This window comes from Streptomyces sp. NPDC094143, from assembly GCF_040303825.1.
Taxonomy (GTDB): Bacteria; Actinomycetota; Actinomycetes; order Streptomycetales; family Streptomycetaceae; genus Streptomyces.
On record NZ_JBEOTZ010000019.1, the window covers coordinates 98288 to 111882 of the forward strand.

Consider the following 13595-nt stretch of genomic DNA (forward strand, 5'->3'; position numbering starts at 1 on the left):
TCACCACGATTTCTTGTAGAAGGTGAAGGTGTTCGGCAAGGGATAGAACGTGCTCGCGGGGGTGGTGAACGGAGTCTTCATCTCGGTGAACCGGATGCTGCTCTCACCACCGTTCCGCTCGAAGAGGTCGTTTACGTACCTGTCCAGCCGGATCAGTTCCGCCTGGCGCTCATACACCTCGCCGAGCGCCACCTTCTGTTCGGCGTCGACCTCACTCTGCTTCTTCCTCCAGACATCGTCGGTGGGGGCCTTGGGGAGACGGTCGAATTCCTCTTGCGTCCGCACGGCGAAGACGTCGATCGGCAGCAGCTTGTTCGGTCCGCCGTCCGTATCGGGCTCCGCTCGGTAGACGATGATGTTCAGACCATCGACCTCACCCTGCTCGATCTTCTTCCTGAGGTTGGGCCACTCGACCCTCGTCAGCACGCTGGTGCCGTTGACTCCGTCCAGGAGATGGGCGGTGACCCACCCCTTCAGGCCTTCCGCATACGTCTCCGAGAGCTGCTCCCAGAGTGCGCCCATCGTGGGGGAGTCGTTCCAGCCGGGGAGCCCGAAGACCAAGTTGTTGAAGAGGTAGCCCTGAATGGACGATTCCAGTACCACTCCGTAGGCCATGCTGGCCTCGTCGATGGCCTCGGCCGCCCCCATCTTCGACCAGACGTGACCGTGCTTCGCCGACTCCTCCGCACGGTTCTTCAGGCTCTGGTCGAAGAATCCCGGCTTGTCCTGCTGCTGCTTGTACCACATGTAATTGATCTGATGGCCGAGCACACTCTCGTCGTGCAGCCCGGCCATGATCTTGCGGACGGCCTCGTGATTGACCGGCGCCCGGTCCTGCTGCTTGCCCACGGCCTGGGCCACGTCGTGCCTGACGCTCTCCAGCCATTCCGTGACTCCGGCCCTGAAGTCGGGCAGCTGAGCCAGTGGCTTGATGGCGTTGATGCGCCGCCAGAGTTCGCTTCTGTCCTTCCGGAACTTCTCGTCCGCCTCGTCCATCGGATGCGCATCCGAACGGTCGGAGCCGGATGACACCTTGGAGTCCCGCGAGGAAGAACGCTGCGTGGCATCGGTGCGCTCGCCCGCGCCGCCCCGTCCGCCGGTCCGGTGGTCGCCATCGGATGCGGACGCCTCACCGCTGGTGACGGCGGCCAGGTGGCCGGACCCGCTGCGGACCAGCAGCACCGGAACACCGGTGGCCGCCCCGAAGTGCACGACCGCGCCGTCAGGCCGTTCGGTATCCGCCAGGGTCACCTGAACGCCGAGCGCGTCGGCAACGAGCCCGGCCACCATGAGTTCGACGCCTTCGGCACGGGCGTCCCAGGCCCGCCGGAATAGCACGCGGAACTGCTGAGCAGGGCTGAGCTGTGCCTTGGATGCCATGAGGCGGCCCCCGCCGAGCACGGCCTGCACCACGGTCGCCCGCTCGGCGCCGACCGCCTCGAGTTCTGCCGCGGACACCGTCTCGTCGGGGCCGAGGAGAGGTTCGTCCGTGAGGACTCCGCGGTCCACCGCTTGCCGCTCCGCCCAGAGATACACCGCGTCGGCAGACGAGGAACCGCTCGTCGAAGCGGTCGCCAGGTCCGGTGGGCTCGTCAGTTCACGGGTTCGCGCGGCGGTGCGAGCGGCCAGGAGCAGGGCGTCCACCATACGGGCGCCCTGCGTGCCCTGTGCCTCCGGCTCGGCCAGCGCGAGGTCGGCTCCGTTGAAGCGCGCCGTACGAGGACCGGTCAACCGGACGGCGTCGTCACGTACGGGGCTTGTTTCCAGACGGTCGTCCGCCCGTCGCACGGTGCTGAGCAGGGCGGCCACGCGATCCCACTCGGCTGTCCGGGAACCGTCGGTGTCGCTCTCACCCGTGAGCCCTTGCCGCTGCGGCCTGGGAGCCACCTCGTGCGCCAAGGGCGTGTGGGGCTTGTCCTGGCTGCGGGCGTTCGCCGGAGGGGCTGCGGGAGCGCGCGGGGCGACTTCGTCCGAGGTGCCCTGTGCGGGCCTGTCGAGCGTGTGCTCGCTTTCCGGGGTGACCAGACGCAGCCTGCTGATCCAATTGGTGAGCCGCGGGTCGAACAGGACAGTCGTTTCGTTCTGTTTCAAGCTGGGCTGCGGTGTGCCGGTCTGATCCAGGGATACGACCCCGAAAGAGTTCTGGGCATAGGCAGAGATCAGATCAGGGGTGTTTTTGGGCAGGTAATGATTCTCCTGCAGCAGACCCGGCCCGGAGATGTTTCCGGCCGACGCCTTGAGCATCATGCGGAATTGCTCGGGGAATGCGGTATCGGCGTCGGGACCGTACGAGTTCCTGAAGCTGGTCACGAAGTTCCGGTAGCGCAGCGGGACCCCGTCCAGCGCGCGTTGGGCAAACACGGATCCGGCCGGGGCGATGATGACATGGTTGCCGAGCAAGCCCCGCCCGTACATGTACTCGGCCGCTCGGGAGATCCGCTCGCCTGGATCTTGGATCCCCTCTTGGCCGGCGTCGCGCAACGCGTCGTCGACCGAGGTCATGTCGCGCAGCCGGGGCGCGAAGACCGGAAGGTCCTCACGGTGCATGGTGATTCCCTCCAGTTCCCCGAGATCCACACCACCGGGGTCGATATCCGCATCGACATAGATCCCGCCCCCTTCCGTCGGCTCGCTGAAAATGGCGTAGCGGACCAGGTCGGAGACCATGTTGTGAGCGCCAGCGGCGTTGAGCTGCTGGTACGCCGTCTCCGCAGCCGCTCCGCCCTGTTTCGCGACCAGCTTGCCGCTTTCCGTATGCACGGTCAGGTTCCGCGCCAAGTGATCGCGGATCCGCTCGGACCAGCCCTCGAAGCTGGCGTTAGTCCACAGATGAAGGTCCCAGCCCTGGGCGCGGGCCTTGGCCACCCAGGCGTCGATGTTGGCCAAGGCCTCCGCGGAGGGCTGCTTGCCACCCCAGTACATGTGGATCTTCTTCGGCAGCGGGGCATGGTGGGCGACCGCCGGTGACGCCAACTGACGGTAGTACTGATCCATCTGGTGGTACGTCTGGACGTGTCCGGTGGCCTGCAAGCGATGCAGCAGCAAGCGGACAGGGGCATGCTTGCCTGCGGCCACCCAGATCTCGATGAACGAACGCATCCCCGCGACATCGTTGAGATCGATAGTCCGGCCGTCATGGCCCCGCAGATGCAGACGGTTGTCCATGCCGGGCTTGGTCAGATCCACACTGGCCGTCCGCGGCAGCTGGAGACCCACGCTCTGGCCGGGTCGGACCAGCTTCTCGGCCAGCAGGCGAGCCTGGTCCGGATCCGTCTGAGCGGCGATCAGCCGCTGGGCCAGGCGGTGCACCAGTTTGGCTCTGACCTCGTCAGCCCGCTTGGCACCGGTACGGTCCGCACGCGCATCAGCGACCCGGTTCGCCCAACTGGACAACCTCGGTGCCCGCGGCACGCTGCCGAGCACCGCGCGCAGGGCCACCTGGCCGTGGCCGCCGGCCTCGATGTCGACCTGCAACCGGTCCGGGTCCTCCCGCCTCAGTTGCCGCACCACCTGCTCGGCAAAGGCGCTCAACTTCTCTTCCGCGACCGGATCGACCTCGGTGGACCCCTCGGAGAAGACCACCTCCGTATGGGCGAGAACGTCCCGCTTCCCCGTCCCGTCCGACGGCTCGGGACCAGAGATCAGATACTGGATGTTCTGCCGGACCCGGACTCCGTCCACACCGAAGGCAGCGAAGCTCGCATCGGGAACCTTCTCGACCTTCTTCAGTCCGGCAAGGACGTATTCCCGGTGGAGCGGGTCGTCGTTCACCGTGAGCCACGAGCGGACGAAAGACACCCCGCGGACGGAGATCAGGCCACTGAGGTCAACGAAATCCTTGACGTTCGCGCGTTTGCCGGCGGCGTCCGCCTTGTTGTAGACGCAGTCCTGAACAGACATGATCCGTACACCGTCGACCATCACTGGCGGATGTCTCAGATCCATGGTGGTGATCTCGAAGGAGACCGCCTTGTCCGTCTGCCCGGGCCGGTAAACCCTCATCTCGTGGACGGAAGTGGTGCCAACCGTGTCGACCTGGTAGCCGGCCTCGGTCAGTGCTGCGGCGGCCCGGCTGCGAGCGGCGACAGGATCATTGCCGAGCGGAGTGTAGATGTCGATGTCCCCCGCCGGTCGATCGGTCACCCCATGGGCATGCAGGGCCAAGCTCCCTCCCAGGACGAAGTCCGGGCCGAGAGCCTCCAGGGCGATACGCGAGATCCGCCACTTCTCCGATTCCCGCCCCCCTGCGCCCGCGGCCCCACCGGCGAACTCCTCCGCAGCCGACGCCGGGTCACCCACCGCTGTGTTCGCGTGCGGCTGGTACATACGCGGGGACACCGCCGACTGCTCCTCCGGCCCCGGACCGTTGCCTCCGCCCCGGCGCAGCGGATCGGAGACGGGATCCACCCACACGTGGCTGCGGTGGTGCCCCGTCGCGGTGCTCCGTGCCTGTTCCCATGTGGCGTCGGGCGGGAGCCCTGGGTCGTCGAGGTCCAGCTCACCGACGACAGCGCCAATCAGATGCACATGGCGGTCGCGCAGACCGCCCTGACGCATGCCCTCGGGCGCCGGGGCACGGTAGTCGCCAGCCAAGCTCCCCTCGATGACAGGGCGGTGCGGAAGGTTCGGGTCACCGTACTCGTCTCGCAGACCGATTTGATGGGCCAGCTCGTGCGCGTAGTCGACGGGATCCGCGTCCAACCACCACGACCCCTGGGCCATGCTCTTGTCGCGATCGATGAGATCGACCGTCAGATGGGGTTCCTCGCCTGGTTCCACGCGCACCACGGTGACGTGCAGCCGGTCGCCGTTGGGAAGACGGTACCGCGGCCCGTTGAGGAACTCCTCGACTCCGCTGGTCACCTTTGACCAGACGGCGTCCGTATGGTCGGCCGGGCGGTCGTCCCGGAAGGCGACCCTGACTGTCAGGTCAGTGACAGGCTCACCCCGGTACAGCAATCGACGGGCCTCGAAGACGGATCGCACGACGAACCGCGGCGTGCGGTCAAGTCGCATTCGGGGAGCCCGGGCGGAGGCGAGCTCGAAGGGACCGTTACCGCCTGGCAAACGGCTTCCGACCTCGGGGGGCGCCGGCACCGTCTGCGCAGGCGCTTCAGGAGTCGCTTGTGCGCCCTCCACCTCGGCCGGGAGCTGCGGGCTCGGACCATCGGGTGTCCTGAGACTCCGGGCCAAGTCCGGCGACGCGGCGGGATCACCGGCAGTATCACGGGGCGACGCCAGCCCGGCGAGGAGGGACTTCTCTCGGTGAGGCGATGCCGTCCCGTCCCCGTTCTGTGCCGGTGCCTGGCCCTCGCCGTCCCCGGTTTCCCCGGCGATGGGGTCCGGCTCCGCGGGGCGCAGCGCGGTGCTGGTCTCGCCCGCAGTAGTGCCCGTGGAGGAGGCGCCCGTGCCAGTCGGTGACCGGTCGGCGACAGGCGGGCTGGTGATGTCGCCGATGATGCGGGCGATCCGGCTCAGATGTCTGCGGCGCAGGCCCTGGTGCCGATACCACCTCCGCTCCTGCGGGGGCAGTACCTCCACGTCCACCGTGGAGCGCATGTTGTATTCGCCCATCAGACTGCCCAGAACGTCCGGGCGGTGCCGGGCCTGCAGGTCCCACGACTCGTCTGGCAAGCCCAGCTGATGACCCAGCTCATGCGCCCAGTCCACCGGTTCCGCGTCCGGCGGCAGCGTGTGGTGGGTCTTGGAGTCCCCCTCGCGCCAGGACGGCTGCCAGTCCGCGTCCTGTCCCGCACCGGCCACCTCGAGCGTCACATGCAGCCGGTCCCCCTCCACCGCCCCTTCGGGAAACGCTAGTCCGCCATCGTTGTAGAACCGCTGCGCGGCCGTCCACACCCGCTCCAGCACGGCGGCCCGGTCCTGCTCCGGGTAGCCGTCCAGGTCCACGCGGACCGTCAGGTCCAGGTACGACCGGTCCCCCACCCGGACCCGCCGCCACCGGAACCCGCCCTCGACCACGAAGGGGAGATTCGATACCGGGTCCGCCCAGCGGTGCCCCACCCACACCGCCGGCTCCTTCGCGCGAGCGGTCCAGAACTCGTCCGGCATTGTGCGCCGCACCCAGGCCGGAGCACCCGCCGGCCGCGCTGACGCCAACCCGCTCCAGTCCGGACGGCCCTCACCCACCGCAGACTCCGACGCCGTGCCGGTGTCACCGTCCGGGGAGCCGTCGAGGTCCATGTCCCCCGGGTACGTGTCGTGCGGTGCCGGAAGCTCGAACCGGTGTGCGTCACCCACCAGCTGCACAAGCCGTTCCGGGCCGTCGACACCGGCTCGCTGCGCCAGCGCCTCCAGGGACAGCGGCTGCCCCGCCAAGTATGGGTCCCGCAACCGGGCTTCATCCAGGACGGCCACCCGCCGCAGCAACTCGGGGAAGTCGGACCGGTCGACCACGTCGGCTCCGAATGCCGACCGCAGGACCGCCGCCCGCGCCCCGTCCGACGCCGGCCGACCGGCCGACAGCTTCACCTGCGCCGACACCGGCGCCGAGGGGTCACCCATGCGGTCCTCGGGGCGGATCCACTGCTGGTTCCACAGGTATCTGCCGTCCGGGACGAGCTGTGCGGGGTCCTCCTCCTCGCCGGTCGTGTCCATCCGGTTGATGAACATGTCCATGTCCAGGTGCTGTCTGCCGAGTTCGATGTAGTCGATCCCGTCGGGCTTGGTCATGTTCGCCCTGGGAGTGATCAGCCAGCCGTCGCCATCTTTGGCCCTGACCAGGAAGGGGAAGTTGAAGTCGACCGCGCGGCAGGCTTCGAAGCCGATCTGCCAGGTGTCCACGATGGCGATGTTCTCCGGATCGTCCGGATAGCCGATGGCGACGACGACGTGATCGACGAACGGAGCAATCGGGTTGTTCGGGTCCTCGTTCCGGTTGAGCCCCATCGGCACCATCCAGATGCGCACTCCCTCCGGCCATGACGTCATGTTGGCCAGGCACCACGCCATCGAGGCGTTCTCGAGGCAGTTGCCCACCTTCAACGCCTGCGAGGCGGCCGCCCGCTGCCCGATCCGCACTCGAGGGTCCATGGTCGGATGGAAGTACTCGTAGTGGCGCAGCAGCTTGGCCATGTCCACCATGCCCCGGCCGTGGGCGGCCCGGTGCATGAGCTGGTTGGGAGCTCCATACCGGATGCGCCGCCTGGTTTCTTCGACGATCTCCTGTGCCTTGGCAAACAGCGCCGCATAATCTCGTTCCGATGACTGTGCCCGCGCCGACGCAGCCGCCACCGACGAGTCGTCGCTGTCGAGGTGCATCGCCTCGTGATCGCCGGACGGGCTGGAATCATCGGTGTCGAGATGCATCACGTCACCGTCGTCAGCTGTCATCCCGAACGCCGCCTGGAGTCCCAGGCCGGCCACGACAGCCAGAGCAAGATCCCGGTCCAGTCCGTTGTCGACCGCGTGCTGCAGCACAGTGCCCAGGTCCGCGCCCACCAAGTCCTGGAAGCGCTGCAGGAAGTCGACAGCGTCCGTCTGGTCCCGCCCCGCGTGACGCTCCGCGAGCAGCTGCTCTGTCCGGACGAACCGCGGGTCGCCCGCAGCGCCCTCACCCAGCAGTAGTCGCAGCACCGCCACCCGGCCCTCCGTGGTGGCCACCGTCCAGCCGTCATCCGCGACGACAGCGTCCGGAAGTTCTCCTGCGTCACCCGCCCCGTTCGTGATGAGGGCCGCCAGCCGGCCGTAACGGTCCGGGCCGAGGACGGTACGCAGCCTCTGGTCCAGGTCGGGGAAGAGCAGGAGGAAGTCCGGGCGGAGTGCCTGTCGTCGCACTGCCTCGTAGACGGTGTCGAAGTCCGGTGTTCCCGTCTGCTCGTACGCGCTGAGGGCGTCCATCAGCTCGCCTGCCAGACCTGTCACACGGTCGCGTTCCGCTACTCCGCCGGGGAAAGCGGCGTCCGCTCGCGCGCTCAGCGGGGCCCGCGGGGCAACCGGGCCGCCCGTACGACGGCTGCGGTCCGAAGGCCGCAGGGTAGAACCGGTATCGGCGGTGGTGGAGTCGTCGGTGCCGGAAGCCGTGCCTGGCGCGGGCGCGGAGACAGCGGCCAGGTGGCGGTTTCCTGCGCGTGTCACCAGGACCGGTGTGCCGGACGCGGAGCCGGTCCACGTGACGTCGCCGGAGCCCTGGGGGTCAGCCAGAGCCAGCCTGATTCCCAAGGCCCGGGCCGCCATGACGGCCACCGTCCCTCCGAGCGCGGCGGAACGGGCCGGTCCCGGGCGCATGGCCAGCAGGTGGAACTGCTGGGAGCGGCTCAGTCCGGCGTCCGAGGCACGCATGAGACCGCCCATCATCGTGGCCAGTGCCAGCGTCGCTTGGCCGACACCCAGGGTCCGCAACTCGTCCGCTGTCACCACCTCGCCCGGCGACAGCAGGGGTTCCTCCCCGGGGGCGGTGTCCTCGTCGGCGCGCTCGGCGGCCCAGGCGTACAGCACGTCGGCGGCGCGCGCCGGCGGCAGGTCACCGTTGACAGCGGCCGCCGCCGCGGGGTCACCGGAGTATCCCTGCGGCGGGGCGGCGGCACGTGCGGACAGCACCAGGGCCTCGACGAGGCCGTCACCCTGGACCCCCGGTTCCTGGAGGGTGAGGGTGGCACCGGCGAACTCCACCGTGCCCGGTCCGGTCCACCGTACGAGGGTGCCCGAGGGCGCCGTGCCGGAGCCGTGCGGCCCGGTGTCGGACTCCAGGTACGCGCGGATGGCCAGTATGTCCGCGGGGTCGAATCCACGTTGGGCGGGTGTGAGGTTCAGTTCGGCGAGCGCCGCCTGCTTCAAGCCCTTCGCCCGCTGTTCGGACGGCGCCTTCAGCCAGTGAACCTTAGGCTCGAATCCGCGCCAGGCGGCCATGGCGACCACCCACTGCCCGGTCAGGGTGGGAACCTTGTTGACGGTGATCCGCTCGTAGCCGACGGTCTTGTGCCACGCCTCCATGCGCTTGGCCTGGAGGTTGCCCGACTCCTCCAGGTAGCGGACCTGATGACCTATCAGCGCGTAGGCATCCAGGTTGCCGCTGCGGAAGCCGAGGTGCTTGAGACGGCCGCCCGAGGTGTTCCGGAGGAGGTCGAACAGGCGCAGCTGGGTGGTGCGGTTCGAGTCCGGGAAGGCGGAGCGCCACTCGGGGCTCTCCCAGAACTCGGTGAGGTCGTGCACCTTCCCGGGGCCGGTGGACAGTTTCGAGAACCCGCCGGGGATCTTGTCACCGACGACGAGCACAGTGGTGCCGTCGGGTACCTGGCCGATGATCTGGCGCAGTCCCTTGACGCCGATGTCGTGCTGGGGGTGGCTCTTGCCCTTCGTCTTGCCCTCGAAACGTGACCACAGGACAAGGAACGGACCGCTGCCGGATATGCCTCGTGCGGTCAGGAAGCCGCCGATTCGCTCGTCGGCGTCCTGGTCCTCGCCCAGGCCCCAGGCGGTCTTGACGAGCGCCGGGGTCTGCTCGGGGTCCCACAGCGAGGCGACCAGCCTGGTTCCATAGGTGACCGGCTTCTGGAACCGGACGTCGAGGAGTTCTGCGGGAAGCGGCGGGTCGGCCGTGAGGTCTTCGTTGTGCAGGGAGGTGTTGCTCTTGACCTTGCCGTACAGCCGCAGGGGTGCGGCCGTCCGGAGCACGTGGACACGCTGGAGCTGTGCGCTCATCTCGGCGTCGCGTTGCTCCCGCAGTGCCCGTTCCTGCGCAGGCGTGACGTCATCACCCAGTGCACGCAGTTGCTCCTGGTACCGGTTGCGCGCAGGGGCGGTGACGCTGTCCTTGAGGAAGTCGCTGATCTTGTCGGGGATCACCGTGCCGTCGTACACCACCAGGGTGTGCAGGGCGGGGTTGAGCAGCAGGGCGGTCGACAGGCCGAAGGAGTCACCGGTAAAGGCGCCGAGCGTGATGATCAAGTCGTGGTAATGGCCGGCGCCAAGATGGTGGACACCGAGCAGTTCGTCGAAGTTCTTGCGCAGGACCTCGATGTCCTCGGAGCTGGCTCCGAAGGCACGCCACAGGCTTTCGAACTGCCCGGGCGGCGTGGTGTTGAGCAGTTCGATGAGTTGCTGTTGCAGGGCTGCCCGCTGCTCGCCGGTCCCACCTCGTTGCGCGAAGACGGTGTCGCGGAGTTCCATCAGGGCCTCGAACGTCCGCAGGTTCTCGGCCGGCCAGTATCCGAGGACATACAGCAGGTCGAACAGATTTTCGTGGAGCTGGTCCGGCGGGCTGAGAGCGAGGGCGGTCCCGGCCTCCACCAGGGCCTTGTCGTGCGCGGGTACGAGGGTGCCGTTCTTGTGGGCGGGCTCGCCGTGGAGGGAGGCAGCGGCGGGCGTCAGAGTGATGACCGTGCCGCCCACCAGTCCGGTTGCGGTCCTGCCGGTCGGCGAGACCGGCTTCAGCCAGTCCCCCGTCACACCGGTGATGCCTGCCGAGACGGCCTGGTTGATCAGTTGCAGCGGCAGGACCTCGTCGGCGGTGCCGACCGCGAAGTCGAGGCGAGTGATGGGGCGCGGGCTGTCGTACACGAGGCTCGCCATGGCGCCGCCGGTAAGGACGGCCGGAAGTCCCAGATGCCACATCATGGCGCCGAACTCCGCGGCGAAGCGCAGGATCTCCGCGTTCTTCGCCGGGGTGCCTGCCGCGAACACCTGCGGAGTCGCTGGCGCGGAGTCCTCGGGTCCGGGCGCGGACTCGATCCGCAGGGAGAACTCGAGGCTGCTCAGCGCACGCCCTTCCCTGCGGAAGATCACCAGCCGGTGGGTGTGACCCGCGGCGAAGACGTCGTCCTTGCCGTTCTGCAGCATCCAGCCGGGTGGGACCCGTCCGCCGATCCGCTGGAATATGCGGTACAGCAGGTCAGGAGCGGTGAGGTACGCCCCGTCGACGGTCAGGGTGAACCCGGGCCGCAGCAAGGACGACACTCGTTCGACGTCCTGCTCGGCCACGCCCGCGGTGACAACCGTCAGCAGGGCCCGGGCCGGGGCGTGCGCCGGCCGGACGTCGTGGGGAGGCAGCAGCTCACTGTCGTCGGTGACGGTGTCCTCGGCGGGCGGTGCGGTCAGGGCGTGGTCGCGCACCGCCGGACCGGAGTCGAGAACCTCCTCGATGTCCCGCAGGTAGCCCTCGGGCAGCTGGCCGTCAGGCAAGTCGTCCGAGGAGTGCATGACGCCGGTTTCACCCGGTCCGTCGTCGGGCGGAGCGAACAGCGAGGACGCGTCGTGGTACCGGTCCCGCACACCGAGGTAGTGGAGCAGTTCGTGCAGTGCCCGGGCGTCGTCCCGGCGTCGCCGCCGCGCGCGTTCCTCGGCGTCGGCCGAGGAGTCCTCGCCATGGAACTGGAAGTGGAACTGGTCGAACCGGGTGGGGTCGGCCACCCTGCTCAGTTCGATGGCCTCGGGATGGTCGGGCACGTGCACCAGTGACAGGTCCACATGGAGGTGGTCGCCGGAGTCCGGCAGCGTGTTCCCGCCGTTGACATAGGTCTTCAGCAGGCCACGCAGGCGGTCCTGGTGCGTCGTCAGGTCCTCCTCGCTGAAGCCCTCGCCGAACCGCACCGGCAGAAGCAGGGCGGGATTGCGCACCCAGCGGCCGTCGTCGGCCTGGATGCGGCGGACCAGCGCGCGGACGACGACGTCGTCGCCGGCCAGCAGACCCGGACCGCTTCCCTCGCCCAGCGGGTCCCGGGCCGGCACGTACCTCTCGGTCCACAGGGGCGACGCCGTGGCCTGCAGCCGTCGTGGACGCCATTGCTCGGGCCGCACCGGCGGCATGGGCCGCGGGACGGCGGTGAGGAATTCGCCGCCGCGCTCGTAGAGAACGACCCTGTCGGCGGCCGGACCGGAGCCGAAGGTGACGCTGGTGCCGTCCTCCTGTACCAGCGTCAACGGCACGCGCAGAGTACGGGCAGCGAGTTCGGCCGCGAGCCGGGCGGTGGCGCCGTCCCAGTGGCGGGCGGACCGGAGCTGCCTCCGCAGCAGAGCCTCCTCCCGGGCGCGCTCCTCGCTCACCCAGGCGGGCAGGCGTCCTCCCAAGCGGGCGACCTCGCGCCGCAGTTCCTCGCCGCGTGCCCGGTCCAGACCCAGTTCGCCGTCGTCGAGTTCCTCCGGCCGGAAGAGGGCCGCGGGATCCAGGCGGGCCGTGTCCGGCAGAGGTGCGGCGGCGACCCGGCCGGCGATGCCGGACGCGGTGTGCCGCGTCCGCCGCGGGCCGGGCCGGCCGTCGAGTGGTGCTGACCGCTGGCGCAGGGCCTCCGACAGAGCGGCGTGGAAGCGGTTGCCGTCGCCGGCCGGGGTGATGAGGTCGTAGACCCGCCCGTCGGGGCCGGTCAGGGTCGTGTGGTCGGTGGAGGCGTCATAGCGCCGCCCCGCCGGGTCCGGTGCGGCTGTTCCGGACGGTTCCGCCCAGGGAAGGGTGCGGTGCGCGGGGAGCGGGGGCAGATCCCGCGGCACCGCCGGTGTGGCCGTCGCGGGAGCGGGCAGGCCGGGCGCCGGCGAAGTCTGCGCCTGCTCCTCGGTCAGGGCGAGCTGGTAGTGGCGCTGGGCCAGGTGCAGGAGGACGTGGGGGAAGTCGCCCTCCGCGTGGGGCGGGGCGAAATCCTGGTGGATGCCGTCGGCGGTGACGACGGTGAGACGGATCCCGAAGGCGCGGGCCGCCAGGGCGGGGAGCAGGTCGGCCGCGCTGTGGTCCCATCCGGTGGCGTCCGGAGCGTTGCCGGGCCGCAGGATCTGCGCCACCGCCAGCGCGAGCCGGCTGCCGGCGGCGAGGGCCACGCTTCCCGGCAGCGTGCCGATCGCGTCGAACTCGCGGCGCTCCGGGCTGCCTTCAGGCAGGTGCACCGCCGCCCGCGCCAGGTCCTGCGCGGTGAAGGTGTCCCCCTCGTCCAGGGCCAGGACCTGGTGCAGGTCCTCGTTGTCCTGGTGGGCCAGGTGTGCGGCCAGCAGGGCTCGCAGGGAGCTGATCAGGGATGCGCGGTCGGTGGTGTCCAGCAGGGGCTGGTCGAGCAGGTCCGGGTTCGCACGGTGCAGCCCTTCGGCCAGCGAGTGGAAGAAGCAGTCACCGTCGCGCGGTACGTCCTGCAGGGTGTAGCGGACGTTCTGCGGGGAGACGAGTTCCGTACGTCCGGCCGGTGTCGTGGTGACGGTGTACCGGGACGGCTCGGGGCGGGGGGTGACGGTCGGCGCGGGCGGATCGGCCGTCACCGTGGGCTCGGGCGTGACGGCCGTCTGCTGGTGCAGGTGGGTCAGCCGGTCGGCGGCGGCGCGCACGCGGTGCAGTTCCGCGGCGGCCTGCTCCGCCTCCTCCCGCAGCGCCGCCAGTTCGGTGCGCAGCCGTTCCCGGTCCCCGCGTGCGAGGTCCAGGGCGGTCCGAGCGGCGTCGCGTTCGGCGTCGGTCGCCGCCGGGTCCGTCCCGGCGTGTGCGAGTGCCTCCTCCGCGGCGGTCAGGGCGGTGAAAGTGGCCGTACCTTCTCGGCGGCGCAGGTCCCAGTAGGCGGTGTCCGCCTTCTCCCACGCCTCGGCCGCGTCCTTCACCGCGTCCCAGGCGCGGGCCACCGGCTCGGGGAAGACGGTGTCGTCGATCAGACCGAGGGAACGGGCGACGTCCTCAC

1 protein-coding gene (cut by a window edge) is annotated in these 13595 nt (G+C 69.5%); it reads right to left on the bottom strand.

Annotated features, from left to right (window positions below; genetic code table 11):
• Positions 1 to 13595: the final stretch of a lonely Cys domain-containing protein gene (locus ABTZ58_RS23910; protein WP_351360171.1), read on the bottom strand. The gene runs 20713 nt beyond the window's last position; 13595 of the gene's 34308 nt are visible here — the last part of the coding sequence; its start codon lies off the right edge, out of view; its stop codon occupies positions 1 to 3.